We start from the raw sequence: 19,695 nt of genomic DNA, 5'->3' as shown, positions 1-19,695 counted from the left end.
CACAAAGGCCTCTAGCGGAGACGCGTTTAGCAACCGCTCGTCAGAAACCCGCACGTACCTGTCAGATCTGACAGGTGCGCATTTCCCCGCCTTAGTGTGAGATGAGCCTTGTCCGATTGGGCAGATTGTCTGTCACGCCAGGAGCGCCTCATGGATATCCAGTCTTCGACGTTCAACGAGTTGTTTGTCTTGTATCCGGTGATCATTCAGGGCTGGGTCACACCGGTGAAACCGGATGGCGTTGCGCACGGGGGGATTCCTCAGGCGCTTTATGACGACCAGACCCAGGGTCTGGAATGTCTGGTCGATCCGTGGACGGAACTGCAACTCCTCTCCTGGACCATGGCGGCGGATGATCGCGTGGACCTGTACGTCAACGACGACCCTAATCCCGTGACCGGCAAGACCGTTGCGCCAGGCGAAGAACAACTGCGCGTGCGCTTGTACCTGGCGCACGGTCGGCTGAATCAGGGTGTGAATCGCCTGCATTACAAGGTCACCCGTGTAGGCGGCAATATTGAGTCGTCGCGAGATCTGTTGGTGCTTTATCACCTGCGCTTGCCGGAGTCACTGGAGCTGGTGATTCCGCCGGATGTGCTGCGCGATGGCGTCGGGCCGGAGCGTGCTGCGCAGGGGGTGACGCTCGGTTTCAATTACAGCAACCGACGCAAATATGACGTCATCGCGTGCTTGATCGGCGATACGACCGTTCGCTTCGATGTGCCTGACGCGCCGGCTGCAATCAACCAGACGCTGTTTACCGACACCTTTCAACGGGCGGGTGACAACCCGAGTGCGGTGCTGGAATTCAGGGTTTTTGACCAGTTGGGCAACGTCGTCAAGTCAGGCGAAAAGCGCCTGGATATTCACCTCGGTCGCGTGACGTTGCTGGCCCCCACCGTGCAAGGCATGAACGGTAACCAGTTCAGCCCGACCATTCCGGAGGTCCGCGTTCTTGTGCCGCAAGGCTCGTTATTGCCCGGCGACATGCTGAAAGTGAAATGGACAGGCGCTACCGCTGTCGCCGCAGGTTCCTACACCAGCCCGCCACGACTGGTCAGCGCAGGGCTGGAAATTGCCGTGCCGCGCTCGGTTCTGGCTTACAGCCTGGGACAACAGGTCACTGTCACTTATTTCATTGAACGCGACGGCAATACAACCGAATCACCGCCTCTGCTGTTGAACATTCTGCCACTGCCGGCAACAGCATTAATCGCGCCGAAAATTGTCGAGGCGGATGCCAACAACTTTGTGGATGTGCTGGCGTTGGGGACTAAAAACGCGACCATTCATACGTTGCTTCATATTCTGATTGAAGCCGGTCAACAATGCTGGCTACGCCTGGAGGGGAAAAAAGCTGACGGTTCGGCACACGACCTGACGCTGTGGAACGGCCTCCCGGCTCAGGTCAACTCGACGTGGATCAATCAGGGTTTCTGGCCAGCAACCCTGGCCAACAGTTACCTCAAGCAACTCGGGCACGGCACAACGCTGACCATCAAATACAAAGTGGCACTGGACAAGAGCAATATTGAAGCCGATGCGGTGGTGTTTCCCGATCGTACCTACACTGTCAAAGCCGCAGTTGCATTGACTATTGATGATTCACAGATGCTCTTGCACGCAGTGAAGCTCCTTCAAAATTATGGTTGGGGTAGCAAGGAAGTCCCTGGCAATGTCGACACACGGCAGGCCACCGGAGGTACGCCACCCTATATTTACCAATCGGACAACCCAGCAGTGGCCTCAGTTACTTTGGACGGAAAAGTCGCTGGACTTAGAAATGGGGCAACAACGATTCGTGTGAGCGATCAGTCTGGTTCAACGGTGTCGTTTGCTGTGGATGTGAGAAACGTTTTTCAAGTGATCAGAGGCTCGGCAACGTATTCTGGCGACCCGCAGGGGGATTTGGATGCTCAACGATGGGTGTACAGCCAGGGCGGTATAAGGTTGCCTGATAACTCTTACCTGGAACCACTTTCGGCCAACTTTACAAATGTATATGGCGATGTTTTCGAGGGAACCCCCGTCGATCGTCCAAGAGGAAAATGTTGCGTGGAATCTGCCGTTCCTCCTAGGGCGTACTATGGCAACTGGATGGCAATGCATTCCGACGGCACATTTTGGTTCTCGACTGGATCACATCCACAACTGACAAGAGCAATTGCCTTCGTGCCCACGTGACTTCGCAACATAAATGAGGTTGTTCGCGGACAGACACACCAAAGGTCGCAAGATGGCTGGCCGGGCGAGCGCCATCGCAGGAAAAGGGGACGCGCAGGAAAAGGGGACGGATTTATTTACGGAAAAGGGGACGGATTTATTTACCAGACATATTTAGCAACTCAACCAACCACAAATACAATTTCCTTCACCTCCTGTGAACACGCAGCTGCGCATACGGCGGAAATATTGTTGCGTGGTGGTTGTGATGTGAGGAATGTGTTCGGGCGGCAGATCAGGGCGCGCATGTGCAGTTAGGTTTTCGGTGGCCGATCGGGAGCTATCGCGAGCAGGCTCAATCCTGCATTTGGATTGGGTGCATACAGCGGGAGTTTCCGAGCGGACCTCATCGCTGGTAAGCCAGCTCCCACAGTTTTCCAGGGTGTTCACACTGTCGGATCTGGCGGAATTCACCTAGGCGCCTGGTCAGGCCGACGCGGTCAAATATTCCAGATACTGAATACAGCGTTGGCTGGTGGAACATCAACTGGTGACGCCTCATGATTTTGTCGCCGTGGGCGCTGCGATATTCAGCATCGTTGGGAGTTCATCAATCGTCATCGCGAGTAGCCTTTCTCCTACAAGAAAGCCCGGCAAACTCCGGAAGAATGCGGCGGTTGACTGACCTGCCCTCACTCCCTATCCTCGCGCCTGTCACGACTCATTCGTGATCGGGTTTGACGGCCTGAACAATTCAAGACGCACATTGCTTTCCAACGTGCGCGCGCACTCCTGTGTCCGACGCGCTGCTCAATGGTGACTGTGTGCGGGGCATCTTCGGGTGCGCCGGGTGTCTTGGACCGGTCCGTCAACCTGCACACAGTTGCCACCTATTCGTTTGACGGCGATGAAGTGGCAGTTCTCCGACTTCCAAGAGGCTGCACCATGACCGATCCAACCACAAAGTCCAAACCCTGCGACCAAGTCGCTCACCACCCTTTCAACGTCCGACCCGACATCTCCCTCCTCGACGCCCTCGAACACGCGGCCGTCTACCTCAACTGCGCCGAAACCCTCGCCCACCAAGCCCCGAGCGTCGCTCGCCCGGAACACAGCAGCTCGATGCGCTGGGCCAGCCAGCAAATGCTTGCCAATGCCCGCGCACTGATGCTGGCCGCCATCGCTCGTGTGCACGCCGCGCAGGCCCGGGGTGACGTATGAACGCGCACATTTCGATGACGCACAACGAGGACAGCATTCCGGTCCTCCTCGTTTCCACTGAAGCGCCGCTAGACGTATTGCACAGCAGCGCCGCCAGCCGCTTTCTCGCAGTGACGCAAATGATGGAAAGCCTCGCCAGTCTGGATATTTCCTCGGCAAAAGGCGCCGACGTGCAGCAACTGGCGCACGCGGCGGCGATGTTGCTGCGTGATGGTTGTGATGTGATGGATGTGTTGGGGCGGCAGATTCGTTTGCGCGTCTGATCCAGGAATAACGATTCCCTTGCTCGCGAAAGCGGTGTGTCAGGCAACAGAGAAGTTGAATGTCAGATTGCTTTCGCGAGCAGGCTCGCTCCCACAGGAATTGTATTCAGGGCTGGAACCATTCGTGGCGTTCGTTGAAGGTGTGGTGGATGAGGTCGGTCAGGGTTTGGACTTCGCTGATATTTTGTGAGTCCGCGTTGACCGCCAGCCACGCCTGCAATTGCATGGGTTCGGCGAATAATCCGGGCAGTGCGATCAGGCCTCGATCAAACCGGCTCATATACGCCGGCAACAACCCGATGCACGCGCTGCAACGAATCATCTCCAGCATCAATTCATAAGACTGCATTTGCACTACCCCGGCCAGACGCTGTTCAACCAGTTCATTCCAAGGGCGAAAGCTGTCGATCTGCCGATCATGCTGCCATTGCACGAGCATGAAGTCGGCGAGGTCATCAGGCGTGTCCGGGCGGGCGGTGACGCGGGAGTAGCGTTTGGCGATGTGCGGCAGGTAGTCGAGGCGTGCCAGCGCTTGCGGTTCGCTGGTGGCGAACGTCGGGCCGGGGTGTGGGGTTTCGCCGTGGGCGAGCCAGAGGACGATGTCGGCGCTGACGGCGCGCAGGGACAGTTCGCTGTCCAGCGCGATGATTTCCAGGCGTACGCTGGCGTTGCGGCGCAGCAGTGCGATGAGGTCGCGGCCGAGGATGTCGTGGAGGATCGATTCGGCGACGGCGAGACGGATCAGCGGTTGTTCGATCACCGGGAGTTTGCGTTCGTTGGCCAGCGCCACCAGTTTGGCCTGCAGTTGCTGGCCTTCGCGGGTCAGGCTTAGCGCGCTGCCCTGGAAGCTGAACAGCGTGTGCTGAAGTTCTTGCTCAAGCTGCGCGAGTTGTTTACGCAGCAGGGTCGAGCGCACGTTGAGGCTGCGCGCCGCTTGCATGAAGCAGCCGCAACGGGCGCTGACCAGGAAGTATTGGGCGACGTCGGCGTCAATCGTCGCGGCGTGCGAGAGCCACGGTTCGCTTTTGTCGTGCGGCCAATGGTAATCGGGGTTGCCCTGTCGTCCTGCGGGTTCGGTGAATGACATCGATGACTCCCTGTCGATCTTTGTATTTGTCTTGAGTGCACCATAGATCCCTGTGGGAGCGAGCTTGCTCTCGAAAGCGGAGTGTCAGTCAGCAAATATGTTGAATGTACTGACGCTTTCGCGAGCAAGCTCGCTCCCACAGGGGTAGCGGTGGAACTGGGATTAGTGTTTTTCCTCTAGGACTTTGTTGAGTTCGGCACCGTCGATGCTGAGTGTTGCGGTGTTGAGCATGCCGTCCAGGTAGGCTTGGGCGATCTGTTCCTGACGTTGAGCACGCAAGGCCTCGGTTAGCTGATCACGCAGCTCATCAAGGGTTGCGGTGCGCGCCGGTTGTTGTTCGGTGAGTTTGATCACATGGAACCCGGCGGCGCTCTGGACGGGATCAGAGACTGCGCCAACTTTGAGCCGCGCCACTGCACCACGCACCTCCGGCACCAATTGCTGCAACGGTTGCAGGCCGGTATCACCGCCACGCTCAGCGGTGACGCGATCCTGCGAATACTGAGTCGCCAGCGCAGCAAATTCTGCCGGCGTCGCTTGGGCTTTTTTGCTCAGTTCGAGCGCCTGCTTACGCACCGTTTCCAGAGTCTGCGGATCATTCAGCCCAAGGAAAATCTGACTGACCCGATACAGCGCCGGTGTCTGCCAGTTCGCTTTGCCTGCGTCATAGGCCTGCTGCAACTCAGCCGTACTCGGGTAATCCGCCGGCACCTGACTGACCGAACGCAAGTAATCCCGGAAGACGATCTGCTCGGTCGCTGCACGGGTTTGCCGCGCCACGTCCGGGCGCTGCGCCCAGCCTTGTGCATCGGCCTGTTCGAGCACTGCTTTCTCGGCCAGACGGGTACGAATCCAGCGCTCCAGCGCTTGGCGATTACCGCGCAATTGTTCGCGGGTCTCGGCTGGAACCGTTGCGAGCAACGCCTGCAACTCCTCCGGCGTCACCTGCTGATTGCCCAACCGCGCCAACGCCGGCCCGCCAGCAACCGCCGCCAACGGCGACGACTGCTGGGCGGCGACCGGGTCACTGCCCGGCCGCACCACCAGCGCCACGGCCACCACCAACAGCGCCACTGCCGCAGCGCTGATCACCATGGCAGGCTTTTTCACAGCGCAACTTCCTCTTGCTCGGCGACGGCGACTTTGGCGGTCTGCGCGCTGCCGTTCTGGGTGAAGTCACGCAGATAAACGATGAACTCCTGCAACAGGCGATCCCACAATTCGAGGTTGCCGCGCAGGTGATCGTTGCTCACGCCTGCGGCAACGACCACGTCCATTTCCATCACCAGAAACTCGCCCTGCAACGACAGCCGGGCAAAACGACGGCTGGCGTTCCACCGTTCGGCCACACCCTGTGGCAACTCACCCTGCACCCGCAGCGCACAGCTGAAAGTGAAATCAACATAACTGCCCTGCTCCACCGCCGGGTTGCCGAAACGCACGGCGTAACCGATGCCCTGACTGGCGCTGAGCAACTGGACGATGCCGTTCTGCTCGGTTTCGTTGACGCGATAACCGGCCGCTTGCAGGACTTCGGTCAGGGATTTTGGCGATACGTGGCTGATCAATTGAGTCATTGTTTCTTCCTTGTTTATCAATCTTTTAAATCAATGTGCGAGCGCAGCTTGCGGCGCGTCGAATTGAGTCTTGTACAGGTCATCGCCGAACCCCTGGGCCAGTTCATCGAACCTGACCCGGGCGCTGCCCGCGAAGGGCTGGCGGATCTTCATTACCTCGGCCACATCGATGTTTTCGTAGGCAGTGAGGATCTGTTTGGCGACGCCGTACATCTGCTGATTCTTGACTGAACATTGCTGCACTTGTGTGTCACGTTCAGTCAATTGCGCTTGAAGCTTAGACCGTTCTGCCTCTTTGGCACGGGCCATGACCAACAGCTCGTCATAGGCCTTTTTGAACTTGCCGGTCTGCTCGGCGCTGGCCGCCACTTGTGCCTGCGCCTGGCTGTGCAGGCTCTGCTGCTGCCCGGCCAGTTGCTCGGCGACGCCTTTGGTTTTGGCCAATTCAGCGGTCAATTGCTTGATTTGCGCCTGCGCAGCCTTGGCCTCATTCTGCGCCGCCAGTTGCGCGGCGCTGGCCTGGGCCTGCTGACTTTGCAGGGCCTGCAACTGTTGCGTGGTGCTGCGCAATTGCGTGCGCAGGCGTTCTTCCATGCCTTCGGCACTGGCTCCAGTGGCGATCAACAGCCCGAGCCCGAGCAACACAAATCGCGTTTTCATAACCCTCTCCCGGCGCCTTAGAAGCGCGTGTTGATCTCAAGCTGCAAGACGTCGATGTCGAACGGCGCGCCGTACACCGCTTCGGTGCTCATCCAGCGACCGGTGGCGTAAACGTTCTTCGCCAGACCGTAGTTGCCGCCGATGAAATAACCTTTGGCGTTGGTGCCGCCGAGGTGGAACGAGGAGTCGTTGAAGCCGTCCGGCAAGGCATCTGGCTGGATGTATTTGTAGCCAGCGAACATGTTCCAGTCGCCCTGCTTTTTCAGGTCCAGCGCGCTGCCGAGGGTGAATTGCACCATCCACGCATTGGCGCCGCTTTCGATGTCGCCGTTGCTGTCGAGGTTGTTGACGATCTGCCCGGCCGAACGCTTGCGCATGTCGCCTTCGTCGTAGGCGAGGTTGTGGATGTAGTTACCCTGGCTGCGCAGTTTGAAATCTTCCGGCAGGTCGGCATCCCACACCACGTTCAGATCAAGCAGATTGAATTCGGACGCGAGACCAACAAACTGCGGCTGCGGCGTGGTAGTCGGGTTGAGCGGATTCGGCGTGATGTCGCGCAGCAGGAACACGCTGTTGCCCTTCTGCATGAACGCCGCACGGCTGCCGTCGCTGTCGCAACCCGGTGCACCGGCCCACGGTTCGCAAGGGCTGGAACGCTGACCCTGAATGTCGTCGAAGCGGTAGTAAGCCAGCGCGCCTTTCAAGCGATTGTTGCTGTTGATCGCCCATTTGGCGCCAATCTGCGCGCCGTACAGCCACTTGTTGTCGCTCTCTTCCTTGTCGAAACCGTTGCTGCTGGCGGTGTCGTTGGTGTAGTCCACCGGGAACGCACCGACGGTGCCGAACACGCCCCAATCGCGGTTGAGTTTGTGGTCGAAAATCGCCGCCACGCCGTCGAAGTTCAAGTCGTTGGAATAGAGCATGTCGGTGGACATGAACGGGTTGGCGAAGCGCCCACCGGTCAGGGTCAGCTCATCCGTCGGCTTCCAGTTCAGGTAGCCCTGATCGAGCCAGATGTCCTTTTTGGCGAAACCACCACCGAGGCTTTGCGTGGTCGACACCGGGTTGTTGTCCGAGCCGGTACCGATGCGAATGCCGGCGGTCCATTGCGGCGAAATCTCCGCTTTCATGCCCAGGCGTGCGCGGATGCGGAACTGGTTGGTGCGGTCTTCGCGGGTGTTGAGCAACGGCGGCAGATTGGTGCTGCTGTTGGGGTTTACGTCATACGGGCCGTTGTTGTTGAGCTTGGCGAAGTCGACGATCTCGTTGCTGTTGCTGTCCGAGTAGTAGCGTGATTCGTCACGCAGACGAATGTCGCCGTCGAAACTGATGCGCGCCGCCCATTCCGGGAAGCTGTTGGGCGCAGCCCAGTTTTCCTGTTTGGCGGTGGCCATGACTTCGGCTTTGACCTGATCGCGGATCTGGTCGCGCACCGCCGCCGGCACATATTGCACGCGGACATCGCCCGGCGCCGCCACTGGCCCGGCGGCCACGGCGGTGGATGCCGCAGCCTGTTTGGCCTGCGCCGCTTCGTTCTGCGCCTGAGCGATCAGTGCGTCGGCCTTGTCCTGTTTCAGAATGCCCTGCTCGACCAGCAAGCGGATCAGATTGATCGTGGCGTTCTCCGAGGGCGCAGGCGCTGCCACGGCCTGACCGACCAGGGTCGCAATGACCATGCCGACCGCCAGGGACAATCGATTCACGTTGGAAATCATCTGCACACAACTCCTTTTGCCAAAGCGTAAATAAATGAATTAACCCGGACGCCGCCCTTGCAGGGACAGGCGCACAGGCAACGTGATGGAGGCCGGTGGCCGTTCGCTCAGCGCCGGCGCGCCACGTAGCGCGGCCAGCACTTGCGTATCAATCTCTGGGTTGCCGCTGGACTTGATCAGCTCGACCCGGGTGATCTCGCCGACGCTGCTCAGCCACACATCGGCCTGCAACGAGAACGCGAGGTTGCGCAGCTCGGGGTTCTCGCGCAGCAAACGCTGGAAGGTGAACGCCAGAAACTGGCTGTAAGTCCCCGTGCCCAGACGCCCACCGCCGGCCCCGGCCATGCCACCGCCCTTGCCCGCGCCGATGTTGAAGGCGTCGTTACCGGATTGCGCATCACCGTCCATTTGCATCGGGTTGGCCAGATCGTCCGCCGGTGATGGCGGCGCTTCTTCCTCGGGCTTGACCTCTTCCGGCTCCGGCGTTGGCACAGGCTCGACGACTTTTTCTTCCACCGGGGTTTCCGGTTCCGGCGGTTTTTCCGGCGGCGGAGGTGGCGGTGGCGGCAACGGAATGATCGTCGGCACCTTCGGCGCTTCGCGGCGGATGCCACTCATGTCGTTGGCCCACTGCCAGAGGAACCACGCGGCGAGCGCGCCGATCAGCAAGCCGGCGCCCCACTTCGCGTAACGCAGCGCTGGTTTTTTCACCGGCAGCGGCTCGATCGGGAGTTGTGCGGTCATGACTCAGCCCTGACTCGGTTTGCCGGTCACAAGACCGACCTGGGACAGTTCGAGCCGGCGCAACAGGTCCAGCACTTCGATGACTTTCTGGTACTGCACCGTCGCATCGCCGCGCACGATCACCGGGAAATCCGGGCTCTGCGCCTTCTCGATGCGCAGGCGCTCTTCCAGCTCGGCCAGGGTCACCGGGTAAGCGTCGAGGAACACCTGGCCGCCGTCATTCACCGAAATCGCTTTGGTCTTGGCCTCGGATAGCGACACGGAGGCGCTGGCCTTGGGCAGGTTGATCTGGATCCCCGAGACCTGCGCGGTGGCGGTGAGGATGAACATCACCAGCACCACCATCAGCACGTCGACCAGCGGGGTGATGTTGATGCTGTCCACCGCTGCATCTTCGTCATCGTCGTGGGAGGCATTTACGGACGCCATGTCAGTGCTCCTCAGGCCGGTACGGAGTGGTTGGCGTGATGGCCGCGATGCGACGCCTCACTGAACTGGCTCTCGCCGTGCATCTCCGCCAACCGCGTGATGAACTCGTCGACGAACACGCGCATGTCAGCGCTGACTTCCTTGTTGCGGGTGATCAGGCGGTTGTAACCAAACAGCGCCGGGATCGCGACGAACAGGCCCATGGCGGTGGCGAGCAAGGCTGCGGCCATACCCGGAGCAATGGCGTTGATGTTGACGTCGCCGGCCATCGCTGTGCCGAGGAACACCACCATGATCCCCAGCACGGTGCCGAGCAGGCCGATGTACGGGCCGCCGGCGATGGCGTTGGACAGGGTCGAGAGCTTCGAGCTGAGCTGCTGATTTTCGCGGGTGCGCACGCCGTCCATGGAGCAGCGGATGGCTTCGATGGTGGCGGCGGACACCGAGGAGGTATCGGCGCCCTGCTCGCGGCGGGTGCGGATCTCTTTCACCGCTACCAAGTACAGGCGCCACAGCGACGAATGCTGCAAGCGCTGGGCGAGTTGCGCGTCGTCGGCGAACATTTCCAGACGCGTACCGACTTTGGCGAACTGCACGCGGAAGTCTTCGTTGGCGGCGCTGACGCGGCTGAGGCTGCGGTTCTTGCGCAGCATGATGATCCACGACTGGAACATCATCAGCACCAGCACGGCGATGATCACCCAGGCGTCGATGGGCACCGCGTTGAGCAGGAAGCCGAGGCTGCCGAAACCGAAACCGGATTGCTCTTCATCGACACCGTAAGCGACCAGTTTCGACTCGGCACCTTGCGAGGTGGCGTCGGCCAGCAACAGCGCTGCCGGGCGTGAAACCTTCGACAGGCGCAATTCATCGATAGCGCCCACAAACGGCTGAAACGGACCTTCGTGCACGTCAGCGCCGATGGCCATGACCGAGTTGAAGGCCGGCATCGCCTGAGCGAGCGTGGCAGCTTCGCGACCGTTGATGAACAAGGTCACTTTCGAGCCTTCAGCGGTCAGTGCGACGTGTTGCCATTGGCCCGGATTCAGCGCTTGGGAGGCGACGACACGTTGGCCGTCGATCTCTACAAACGGCACACCTTGATTGGCACCGACCAGCAGACTGTTGGTGCCCTCACGGCGAGCGAGAATTAGTTGTTCGCCACTGGCCTGATCCAGACGCAGCCAGGCACTGAAGGTGAACGCACTGCCCGCGTTGTGTTGCAACGAAGGACTGGCCGGCAGCAACAACGGCTGGCCGCTGAACTGCAACGCGCGCCCTACTACACCGTCAATCGCCGCGCCGGTCGCACTTTGCGCCGTGTTGCCATAGGCGGTGGTGTCTTTGGCCGGGGTGCCGGTGGCGCCGTCGAAGTGATAGAGCGCGGTGTAATTGGGGTCGAAGGTCAGTTGGCCGTTGCCAGTCGCCGGGGCCTTTTGATTGCCGTAGTACATCCAGATGTCCTGGCGCTGACCGCCCTCGACATTCGGCACATCGACCCAGATCAGCGCCATGCCCATCAGCGCGTCGAAACTTTCGATCTGGTGGTTGAGCACAGTCTTGTCATCGGCGGCGACGAAGCGCAGATCGGCGCCGTCCTCTTTCACCCCGTCAAAGGTGAAATTGCCGGTGTGCAGGCGAACCAACAGCGCGGTACGCCCGAGGGCCTGATTGATCGCCGCACCTTGCGGCGTGGTGTCGACGGCGATCTGTTTGCGGTAGTGCCAGTCGTCCTGCCACCAGGCCTGAGCCGTGGCCGGGAGCACGAAGCCCAGGCAGATCAACAACGAAAGAATGAGGCGCTGCATGAACGTGCTCCTTTAGAAAGTGGCTTGAAGGTTGAAGTGCAGGCGCGATTCCTGTTTCGAGGTGTTCGGCCCTTCGAGTAGCGGATAGCCCCAGTCGAGGCTGCCGGACAGCCATTTGCTCAGGCTGGCGCGGGTGCCGAGGCCGACGCTGGCCAGGGCGTAATTGGCGTCCTGATCCGGCAGTTCGTCGCGCAGATAGAGTTGCGCGCCTTCGGCAAAGGCGTAGAAACGCCAGTCCTGCATCCATGTGCCGGCATACTTGGCCAGTGATGGCGTGCGCACTTCCTGACTGAGCAGCAAGCCGTCATCGCCGGTGCGTTCGGCAGCCAGATAGCCGCGTACTGAAGTGGCACCGCCGGCGGAGAATTGTTCGTTGGAAACCAGTGGCCCGGACGCCAGTTGGAACGCGGCTTTGCTTGCGCTCTGCCAGTCGCTGTCGAAGGTCCAGGTGTAATTCGTATCGCCCTTGAGGACGGCGAAACTCGGTTTGGCGCGGTAGCGTTTGTAGTCGAAATCTTCGTCGGAACTGCCGTAGCCGAAGATGCTGCGAGTGGCGGCAACCAGGCTCAGGCCGAGGCCGAGCTGGCTTTTTTCGGTGTAGCGATAGCCGTTGTAGGCGAAGGTGAACGGTGCGTATTGCAAGGGGACTTTGTCGCTTTCGCCGGACAGGGTCAGACGTTCGTCGAAGTCCTTGAAGTCGATGCCGGCCGACAGCGAGTTCGACCAGTTGCCGCTCGATGGCAACGTGTAAATCGCCGAGACGCCATAGGAATGGCCCTTGCCGAGCACGTTGCTGCCGCCGATGGTGGCGACGTTGCTGTCGGACTGGTAACCGGAGAACTGCACGCTCCAGCGCTCGGTCAGCGGCGCGGTGTAGGAACCCGACCAGACCTTGGCATTGTCGGTTTCCTGCGGCGCAGTGAAGAACGTCAGGTTGATGCTGTGGCCGAGTTGCCAGAGGTTGTTGTAGCCGAGGCTGGTGACCGTGCGCAGCTTTTCCGTGTCGGCGCTGTAGTCGTTGTTGAGGCCGACGCTGGCGGTCCATGGGTTCTGGTCTTCGACCTGCAAATCGACGTCCATGGTGCCGGGGCGCTGACCCTCGCGCACCAGCGGCATGACTTGTCGGCCCGGGGTTTTGTTGAGCTGCGCGAGTTCGCCCTGGACCTTGGCGAAGTCCGGCACCTCGCCTTCCTTCAGCGCCGGAACGTCGTCGCGGATGTCCAGCGGCGAATAGTGTTTGGCGCCGACCACACGCACCCGGCCGACCTTGGTTTCGCTGACTTGCAGGTAAACGATGCCGTCGGCGACGGCTTGTTCTGGCAACTCGACGAACACCGACTGATAGCCGCGTTGCTGATAGGCTTTCTGCAAGGCGTCGCGCGCACCTTCGATATCGCTGAGGGCTTTTTGCGGGCCGAGAAACGGGTACACCGCCTCTTCGATCGCCCGCGCATCGAGCACGGTATTGCCACGCACGAAGTATTCGTTGACGTCGACCAGACGCTGCGCCGCTGCGTTTTCGGCGGCCTCCTCGGCCAATGCCGGCTGCACGCCCGCCGTCACCAGCAGCCAGCCCCACAGCGCCAGCCGTGACTTGAAAATCGGTTCCACACTACCCCCTGAATTCGCGATGACCTGTTGGCGTTTCGAACGCCGCGTGTATGGCGTCAATTGCTGGCTGTCGAGGCGCAGGCGTGTTTGCCCAGCCACGTGTGCAAAAGCGCGAAGTTCAGCGAGAACTCGGGCATTTGCAGCAACGCGCCGCAGAACACTTCGCCGATGATTTTTTGAATGAGCAGCACCGCACGCGGCTCGTTGAGCAACGTGGCGATGTCGCGACTGAGGGCGTTGAAGCTCCAGACTTTCTGGTTCAGGCCGAGGCCGACGAACCAGCGGAACAGCAGGTTGTAATTGAGCTGTTCATACAGTTGCTGCTCGCTGGGCACCGAATACAGCAGTTGCAGAAGCAGAATGTGCATGACCGTTTGCGCGGGAATCAGCATGCCGGGTTCGGCATTGAGGTCATGCAGGAGGTCGCGGTGGGCGTCGAGCAAGTCGTCGATCTGCGGGCGCAGCAACACCAGCGAATGGCCCGGCGGAATGTAGCTGGAGACTTCTTTCAAAGCGCCCTGCCAGTCATCCTGCGAGACGATCCAGACCCACGGCGCGCCGTAGCGATACACCGAAACCGGCTTCTTGCGCGCGGCTTCGACGATCTTCGACAAGCGTTGATCGAGTTCCTGCATGCCCACTTTCGAGTAGCGTTCCATAGTCCCCATTGCCTCACTCCCGGCGTCCCGCCTCGGCTTGTGAAAAGCGCCCCGTTGGGCCCCTCAAGCGCGTTACATAGGCATGACCGGACTGGCGATGTGCTACCGAACTTTTGTCATAAAAGCTTCATTACGTCGTATGGGTGTACACACATCCAATGTAGGAGTGAGCCTGCTCGCGATAGCGGTGTGTCAGCCAAATAAATATCAACTGACAGGACGCTATCGCGAGCAGGCTCACTCCTACAGGGGATTTGTGGTGATTTGGGGTCAGGTGTAGACGGGCCAGGTGTCGACGATTTTGCCGTTGCGCACGGCGAGCAAATCGCCAAATTGCAGGAGTACGGCTTCGGTCTGTGTCGGGCGCAGGAAAACCTGGTCTTCCACAGTGAGGCCGACGGCATTGGAACCGTTGACCATCTCCTGATTAGAACTGCGGCCATACACGCCATTACTCTGCAAACCGGCAGGCGATTCGAACTCGGCCATCCAGTTGCCGCCGTAGATGAAGAAGGTCTGTCGCTGATTCTGGTCCCACCACGAGAACAGCTTAGATTTGTCATCCAGCGCCGGAATATTCACCGCGCCGGTGCTTTTCAACACGGGCGTGGCGATATAAGTCGCAGGCACATGCTCGGTGAGCGATGGCAAATCGTAGTGCGTCGGTTTGAGCATCGCCGTGCCCACCGAAACTTCAGTGCTGAGCTTCTCGTTTTCATGCATGCGATAACTCGGACTGCCGGCGGTGTTCAGGCACAAGCCGTCGTGCCACAACGCCGGAAACTGCTGCCGGGTGAAATCGACGCAGCGCTGATAAATCACCATGACCTTGGCGAACAGCTCCTCCGGCGAGCCGAGAATCCCCGGCACGCCCATGCCCACGAACGGGTCGTAACCCATGAACCCGGCGAATTCCAGATGCTGCGGGTTGGCGCTGATCAGCGTGAGCATTTGGCCCAACACATTCACATCACTGACGCCGCCGCGATGCAGGCCGACGTCCAGTTCGATGTTGATGCGCATCCGTGTGCCCAAACCCTGCGCCAACGCAAGGTAATGCTGCAAACGTTCAGGGCCGTCGAGCAGCCATTGCAGTTGCTTCGCGGGATCAAACGGGCCTTTGTGGGATTGATAGAACAGCTCTGCCGAGCGCACCGGTAACGGCTTGCCGAGCAAAATATCCGACTGCGCAAACACCTGCGCATCGTGATTGAGAAACGGCTGATGGAACGACATCAATTTTTGCGTGCCGGCACGTTGGGCGATGTAGCTCAACAGCCCCGGCGAGGGTAGCGACTTCTCCACCAGCCGCAGGTGTTTGCCGCCGCGCTTGACCGACTGCATCACCACATCAATGTTGTGATCGAGACGATCGAGGTCGATCAACAGCACCGGGCGCATCGGGCCGTTTTCCTTTAACTCTTTGTTCAGTGCGCGGAAGTATTCGCTGTACGGCGCACCGCGGTCGCCCGGTCGCAGCCACGCTCCAGCCCCCACCAACAACGCACCGACACCCAGCGTAACCAATAGAAAATTACGTCGATTGACCGCCATCAGTTCACCCCCAATATCGACGACAGATGCGCGTTGAGAAAGCGTCCGCTCGGATCCAGCGCCTGGCGCACGTCGACAAACTCGCGCCAGCGCGGATACAGCGGTTGCAGGTTCTTCGCGTTGAGCGTGTGCAACTTGCCCCAGTGCGGCCGGCCGTTGTACTTCCAGAAGATCGGCTCGACCGCCGCGAAGAAGTTGTGATGATCCATCTGATAATGCTGGTGCACCGAGATCGAACAGCTGTCGCGGCCCTCGAACATGCTCAACGGAATATCGTCAGCCTTGACGTAGCGGTACTCAATCGGAAACCAGGTGCGCAGATCCTTGTCCTGAATCAGCTTGAGAATCTCACGCAGGCAAGCAGGGCCATGTTCGGCGGGCACCGAGTATTCCATCTCGTTGAAACGCACGGTGCGCACGTTGGCGTAGATGTCGAAAGAGTCGCCGACGCGCTCATCGAAACTCGCCAGATGGCGCAGGCTGTTGAGCAGCGTGCGGCGCAGGTCGGGGAAGTCGCTGCCGTACTTGTCGATCTTCTCGATCAGGGTGACAAACTCGTTGCCGCCCTCCTCTTCGGGCGGAATCGGTGGTGTGGCCGGGTCATCGGTTTCGTTTAGGGCGATGGACAAGGCGTAATCGGAATGCGTGACGACGAGCATTTCCCAATGCTGGTTTTCACGGGTGTTTTTGTCGATGTCCTCCAGCAGTTCTTCAGTCTTGGCGATCCACTGGCGCTCGCGCAGGCGATAGTCCGGACGGTTTTGCAGACGGATCTTCGTCGCCACGCCGAGGGCGCCGAGAGAAACCCGGGCGGCATTGAATACTTCAGGGTGACGCTGACTGTCGCAGTCCAACACTTCGCCATTGGCCGTCACCAGTTGCATGCCGCAGACATGTGCCGAGTAGGACTGGAAGTTTTTTCCGGTGCCGTGGGTCGAGGTCGAAATGGCTCCGGCGAGGGTCTGGTAGTCGATGTCGGCCATGTTCTGCAAAGCCTGGCCGATGTCTTTCAGCGGCTGGCCCATGCGTGACATCGGTGTACCGGCGGCGAATTCGGCTTGCAGGGTTTTCGCGTCATGGTCGAGCATTCCGTTGAAGTAGCTCAGCGACAACAGCGTGCCGTCGGTGGGCACCAACGCGCTGAACGAATGCGCCGAGCCGACCGGGCGAATCTTGCCTTGTGCCTGTTTGATGAGCGTCGTCAGTTCATCGAGATTCTTCGGCGCCAAGCGCGCCGCCGGCAGGCAACTCTGCCCGCCCGACCAGTTGCGCCACGGAATCAAGCGTGGCGCCCGCAGCAATTGGCCCAATGCCGGACTGCTCGCCAACGCACTGAACGCGCCGACAATGCTTGCCCGTTGCAATAACTGACGCCGTGTCAGATCCATCGTCATGCCGGACACCTTATTGAGGGAGGGGCTGGTCGGCCATGAAACCGATCAATTGCAGGAATTGTTCTTCCGAGCACTCGACGCACTGGCCCATCGGCGGCATGCCGTTGTAGCCGTTGATGGCGTGGTCGAGCAGTGTGTCGGCGCCCTGCTGGACGCGTGGCTCCCAAGCTTTGCGATCACCGGTGAGGGGTGCGTTGGCGGCGGGGTTGGCGTGGCAGAGCTGGCAGCTGTTGGCGTAGATCTGCGCCAGTGCCGGGTCTTGGGGCATGGCGTTATGATCGGTGGTGGCCGGGGGTTTGGGGTCTTCGCCGCAGCCTGGCAGCGCCATGGCCAACGCCAGCAGCAGAGTGAGTCGGATTACCCGCATAACGGCCTCGCTTATTGTTGTGCTCACACCTTAAGGCAGCGGCTGCAACGGGTTGAGGGCATTGCGGGACAGTGAGGGGGGCAAACGGGGCCAGCCCTCACTCCGTAATCGTTCCCACGCTCTGCGTCCGCTTGGAACGCGGAGCGTCCCTTGAGGCATTCCCACGCAGAGCGTGGGAACGATCAGGCCAGCGGTTTCGTGCTCCTTGAAGCTCTGCTCTGCGCCTTTGCGTGACATTCGCGTGACATTTGCGGGTTTAAATTCCGGCGCATTCAGGCGTATAACCTGTAGAGACTTTTTGATCTGAATGCGGACATCAACACGGGGTAGCGACATGACCACAACAAACATCCTTGGCAATCTGTTCCCTTCTGTCAGCGACATCCCGGAAAAATACCGCCTCGACGCTCAGGTCGAGCAACGCGAATATCTGGTCGATGGCCAGTTGCGCCGCTGGGACGGCCCGCTCGCAACCGTGCGCAGTCCGGTCTATCTGAAAGGTGAGAATGGCGACGAACAAGTGATTCTCGGCAGCACGCCGCTGCTCGATGCCGACACCGCGCTCACCGCCCTCGACGCCGCCGTGCGTGCCTACGACCGTGGCCAGGGCCTGTGGCCGACCATGCGTGTAGCCGAACGCATTCAGCACGTCGAAGCCTTCCTCGGCCGCATGCGCCAACAGCGCGATGCCGTGGTGAAGCTGTTGATGTGGGAAATCGGCAAGAACCTCAAGGACTCGGAAAAAGAGTTCGACCGCACCTGCGACTACATCGTCGACACCATCAATGCGCTTAAGGAACTCGACCGCCGCTCCAGCCGTTTCGAGCTGGAGCAGGACACCCTCGGGCAGATCCGCCGCGTACCGCTCGGCGTCGCCCTGTGCATGGGGCCTTACAATTATCCGCTGAACGAAACCTTCACCACGCTGATCCCGGCGCTGATCATGGGCAACACCGTGGTGTTCAAACCGGCCAAACTCGGCGTGCTGCTGATTCGTCCGTTGCTGGAAGCGTTCCGCGACAGCTTCCCGACCGGTGTGATCAACGTGATCTACGGCAGCGGCCGGGAAACCGTCAGCGCGCTGATGGCCAGCGGCAAGATCGACATTTTCGCCTTCATCGGCACCAACAAAGCCGCCAGCGACCTGAAGAAACTGCACCCTAAACCACACCGCTTGCGCGCCGCGCTGGGGCTGGATGCGAAAAACCCGGGCATCGTTTTGCCGGAAGTCGATCTCGACAATGCGGTCAGCGAGGCGGTCACCGGCTCGCTGTCGTTCAACGGCCAACGCTGCACCGCGCTGAAAATCCTCTTCGTGCATGAAGATGTCGTCGACAGCTTCATCGAGAAATTCAACGCAAAACTGGCCACGCTGAAACCGGGCATGCCGTGGGACAACGGCGTGTCGCTGACGCCGCTGCCGGAATCGGGCAAGGTGGATTATCTGCATGGTTTGGTGGCCGACGCGCGCGCCAAGGGTGCCGAAGTGGTCAACCCCAATGGTGGCGAATCCCGCGAGTCGTTCTTCTATCCGGCGGTGCTGTACCCGGTGAACCCGCAGATGCGCGTCTATCAGGAAGAGCAATTCGGTCCGGTCGTGCCGATCGTGCCGTACCGTCATCTCGATACTGTGATCGACTATGTGCTGGAGTCGGATTTCGGCCAACAGTTGAGCATCTTCGGCACCAACCCGGTGGCGGTCGGCCGACTGGTCGACACCTTTGCCAACCAGGTCGGGCGGATCAACCTCAATGCCCAGTGCCAGCGCGGACCGGACACCTATCCGTTCAATGGCCGCAAGAATTCCGCCGAAGGCACGCTGTCGGTACACGATGCATTGCGGGTGTTTTCCATCCGTACGCTGGTGGCGACCAAGTACCAGGACAGTAACAAAGACCTGATCAGCGAGATCATCCGCGGGCGTGATTCGAGCTTCCTGACCACCGATTACATCTTCTGAGCAACTGTCACCGGGATCGTGAATAAACAAAAAGGCGACGGCGTCCGCTTCTGATCCAAAGTCGCCAAGCGCCCGGCGAATCAGTGTCTACACTGATGCCAGCACTGTGCTGGATGCCGGGAGCTTGATCATGCTGGATTACTTTGCGTTAGGCGTGTTGGTGTTTGCCGGGCTCGTGCTGTTTTACGGGATCATCGTGCTGCATGACATCCCGTACGAAATTGCTGTCCACCGTAACCATCCGCATCAGGACGCGATCCATGCTACTGGCTGGGTCAGTCTGTTCACGCTGCATGCGCTCTGGCCGTTCCTGTGGATCTGGGCGATGGCCTATCGAGAAGATCGCGGCTGGGGGTTCGGTGACGGCAACTCCGTGCAAAATCATGTCGTTCGCCTGGAGCAACAGGTGGTCGAACTGCAAGGACGCCTCGAGCGACTCGAAGCGCTGAACGCCACTGCTCCCCACAACAGGGAGGGCTGAAC

The 19,695-nt window shown here is 60.0% G+C and carries 18 protein-coding genes; 5 read left to right on the top strand and 13 right to left on the bottom strand.

The features are described 5' to 3' along the window. The first annotated feature begins 150 nt into the window (after nt 1-150). From FGA82_RS25745 to FGA82_RS25735, 3 genes are all read left to right on the top strand, one after another. Entirely contained in the window at nt 151-2,184 is a 2,034-nt protein-coding gene (locus FGA82_RS25745; RefSeq protein ID WP_141129258.1) for an Ig-like domain-containing protein, read from the top strand. A 924-nt stretch (nt 2,185-3,108) separates the two neighbouring features. Beyond that, nucleotides 3,109-3,384: a DUF3077 domain-containing protein gene (locus FGA82_RS25740; RefSeq protein ID WP_141129257.1), complete on the top strand. Its 276-nt coding sequence runs from the start codon at nt 3,109-3,111 to the stop codon at nt 3,382-3,384. Beyond that, nucleotides 3,381-3,647, top strand: coding sequence for a short-chain dehydrogenase (locus FGA82_RS25735; protein ID WP_141129256.1), 267 nt, complete (start codon nt 3,381-3,383; stop codon nt 3,645-3,647). Before FGA82_RS25740 ends, FGA82_RS25735 begins: the two co-directional genes overlap by 4 nt. A gap of 106 nt (nt 3,648-3,753) precedes the next feature. Here the strand turns inward: FGA82_RS25735 and FGA82_RS25730 are convergent, their stop codons facing one another. The 13 genes from FGA82_RS25730 to FGA82_RS25660 all read right to left on the bottom strand — a co-directional run bounded on the left by FGA82_RS25730 (nt 3,754) and on the right by FGA82_RS25660 (nt 17,252). Continuing rightward, a complete protein-coding gene (locus FGA82_RS25730) occupies nt 3,754-4,734 on the bottom strand; it encodes a LysR family transcriptional regulator (RefSeq protein WP_141129255.1) in 981 nt (326 codons plus the stop codon). 162 nt (nt 4,735-4,896) lie between these two features. Continuing rightward, nucleotides 4,897-5,844, bottom strand: coding sequence for a peptidylprolyl isomerase (locus FGA82_RS25720; RefSeq protein ID WP_141129254.1), 948 nt, complete (start codon nt 5,842-5,844; stop codon nt 4,897-4,899). Further along, nucleotides 5,841-6,311, bottom strand: coding sequence for a YbjN domain-containing protein (locus FGA82_RS25715; protein WP_141129253.1), 471 nt, complete (start codon nt 6,309-6,311; stop codon nt 5,841-5,843). The genes FGA82_RS25720 and FGA82_RS25715 overlap by 4 nt, the downstream gene beginning before the upstream one ends. A 30-nt stretch (nt 6,312-6,341) precedes the next feature. Continuing rightward, on the bottom strand, nt 6,342-6,971 hold the full coding sequence (locus tag FGA82_RS25710) for a DNA repair protein (protein ID WP_141129252.1): 630 nt from the start codon (nt 6,969-6,971) through the stop codon (nt 6,342-6,344). A 17-nt stretch (nt 6,972-6,988) separates the two neighbouring features. Beyond that, complete coding sequence (locus FGA82_RS25705; RefSeq protein WP_108224805.1) at nt 6,989-8,686, bottom strand: putative porin; 1,698 nt, start codon at nt 8,684-8,686, stop codon at nt 6,989-6,991. A 39-nt stretch (nt 8,687-8,725) separates the two neighbouring features. Beyond that, the gene (locus FGA82_RS25700) at nt 8,726-9,430 is read right to left on the bottom strand and encodes an energy transducer TonB family protein (RefSeq protein WP_141129251.1); all 705 of its coding nucleotides are present in this window, start codon (nt 9,428-9,430) and stop codon (nt 8,726-8,728) included. Nucleotides 9,431-9,433: 3 nt separating this feature from the next. Then, nucleotides 9,434-9,859: an ExbD/TolR family protein gene (locus tag FGA82_RS25695; RefSeq protein WP_007915482.1), complete on the bottom strand. Its 426-nt coding sequence runs from the start codon at nt 9,857-9,859 to the stop codon at nt 9,434-9,436. Nucleotides 9,860-9,870: 11 nt separating this feature from the next. Then, nucleotides 9,871-11,667, bottom strand: a complete 1,797-nt coding sequence (locus FGA82_RS25690) for a DUF2341 domain-containing protein (protein ID WP_141129250.1) — start codon at nt 11,665-11,667, stop codon at nt 9,871-9,873. A gap of 12 nt (nt 11,668-11,679) precedes the next feature. Further along, a complete protein-coding gene (locus FGA82_RS25685; protein ID WP_141129249.1) occupies nt 11,680-13,278 on the bottom strand; it encodes a ShlB/FhaC/HecB family hemolysin secretion/activation protein in 1,599 nt (532 codons plus the stop codon). A 56-nt stretch (nt 13,279-13,334) separates the two neighbouring features. Beyond that, nucleotides 13,335-13,946, bottom strand: coding sequence for a transposase (locus FGA82_RS32980; protein WP_080750810.1), 612 nt, complete (start codon nt 13,944-13,946; stop codon nt 13,335-13,337). A 261-nt stretch (nt 13,947-14,207) separates the two neighbouring features. Beyond that, nucleotides 14,208-15,416 (bottom strand): DSD1 family PLP-dependent enzyme, encoded by a 1,209-nt coding sequence (locus FGA82_RS25670; RefSeq protein ID WP_171057360.1) that lies wholly within the window; start codon nt 15,414-15,416, stop codon nt 14,208-14,210. Between the two features lie 74 nt (nt 15,417-15,490). After that, nucleotides 15,491-16,819: a D-arabinono-1,4-lactone oxidase gene (locus FGA82_RS25665; protein ID WP_171057359.1), complete on the bottom strand. Its 1,329-nt coding sequence runs from the start codon at nt 16,817-16,819 to the stop codon at nt 15,491-15,493. Nucleotides 16,820-16,895: 76 nt separating this feature from the next. Further along, nucleotides 16,896-17,252 (bottom strand): c-type cytochrome, encoded by a 357-nt coding sequence (locus FGA82_RS25660; RefSeq protein ID WP_141129246.1) that lies wholly within the window; start codon nt 17,250-17,252, stop codon nt 16,896-16,898. A gap of 334 nt (nt 17,253-17,586) precedes the next feature. Between FGA82_RS25660 and FGA82_RS25655 the strand changes: the two genes are divergently transcribed. Next, complete coding sequence (locus tag FGA82_RS25655) at nt 17,587-19,212, top strand: NADP-dependent glyceraldehyde-3-phosphate dehydrogenase (protein WP_141129245.1); 1,626 nt, start codon at nt 17,587-17,589, stop codon at nt 19,210-19,212. A 130-nt stretch (nt 19,213-19,342) separates the two neighbouring features. Then, on the top strand, nt 19,343-19,693 hold the full coding sequence (locus FGA82_RS25650) for a DUF3302 domain-containing protein (protein ID WP_141129244.1): 351 nt from the start codon (nt 19,343-19,345) through the stop codon (nt 19,691-19,693). Nucleotides 19,694-19,695: the final 2 nt, after the last annotated feature.

It is taken from the genome of Pseudomonas fluorescens, assembly GCF_005938625.1.
GTDB classification, from domain to species: domain Bacteria; phylum Pseudomonadota; class Gammaproteobacteria; order Pseudomonadales; family Pseudomonadaceae; genus Aquipseudomonas; species Aquipseudomonas fluorescens_BD.
The sequence above is the reverse complement of the archived record's forward strand: the minus strand, read 5'-3'. Positions and strand labels throughout refer to the sequence as shown.

Bases quoted from the DNA above. Each gene is read 5' to 3' on its own strand.
- FGA82_RS25695 (WP_007915482.1), bottom strand. From the start codon at position 9,859: ATGGCGTCCGTAAATGCCTCCCACGACGATGACGAAGATGCAGCGGTG.
- FGA82_RS25705 (WP_108224805.1), bottom strand. From the start codon at position 8,686: ATGATTTCCAACGTGAATCGATTGTCCCTGGCGGTCGGCATGGTCATT.
- FGA82_RS32980 (WP_080750810.1), bottom strand. From the start codon at position 13,946: ATGGGGACTATGGAACGCTACTCGAAAGTGGGCATGCAGGAACTCGAT.
- FGA82_RS25710 (WP_141129252.1), bottom strand. From the start codon at position 6,971: ATGAAAACGCGATTTGTGTTGCTCGGGCTCGGGCTGTTGATCGCCACT.
- FGA82_RS25650 (WP_141129244.1), top strand. From the start codon at position 19,343: ATGCTGGATTACTTTGCGTTAGGCGTGTTGGTGTTTGCCGGGCTCGTG.
- FGA82_RS25735 (WP_141129256.1), top strand. From the start codon at position 3,381: ATGAACGCGCACATTTCGATGACGCACAACGAGGACAGCATTCCGGTC.
- FGA82_RS25715 (WP_141129253.1), bottom strand. From the start codon at position 6,311: ATGACTCAATTGATCAGCCACGTATCGCCAAAATCCCTGACCGAAGTC.
- FGA82_RS25745 (WP_141129258.1), top strand. From the start codon at position 151: ATGGATATCCAGTCTTCGACGTTCAACGAGTTGTTTGTCTTGTATCCG.
- FGA82_RS25740 (WP_141129257.1), top strand. From the start codon at position 3,109: ATGACCGATCCAACCACAAAGTCCAAACCCTGCGACCAAGTCGCTCAC.
- FGA82_RS25655 (WP_141129245.1), top strand. From the start codon at position 17,587: ATGACCACAACAAACATCCTTGGCAATCTGTTCCCTTCTGTCAGCGAC.
- FGA82_RS25660 (WP_141129246.1), bottom strand. From the start codon at position 17,252: ATGCGGGTAATCCGACTCACTCTGCTGCTGGCGTTGGCCATGGCGCTG.
- FGA82_RS25690 (WP_141129250.1), bottom strand. From the start codon at position 11,667: ATGCAGCGCCTCATTCTTTCGTTGTTGATCTGCCTGGGCTTCGTGCTC.
- FGA82_RS25700 (WP_141129251.1), bottom strand. From the start codon at position 9,430: ATGACCGCACAACTCCCGATCGAGCCGCTGCCGGTGAAAAAACCAGCG.
- FGA82_RS25730 (WP_141129255.1), bottom strand. From the start codon at position 4,734: ATGTCATTCACCGAACCCGCAGGACGACAGGGCAACCCCGATTACCAT.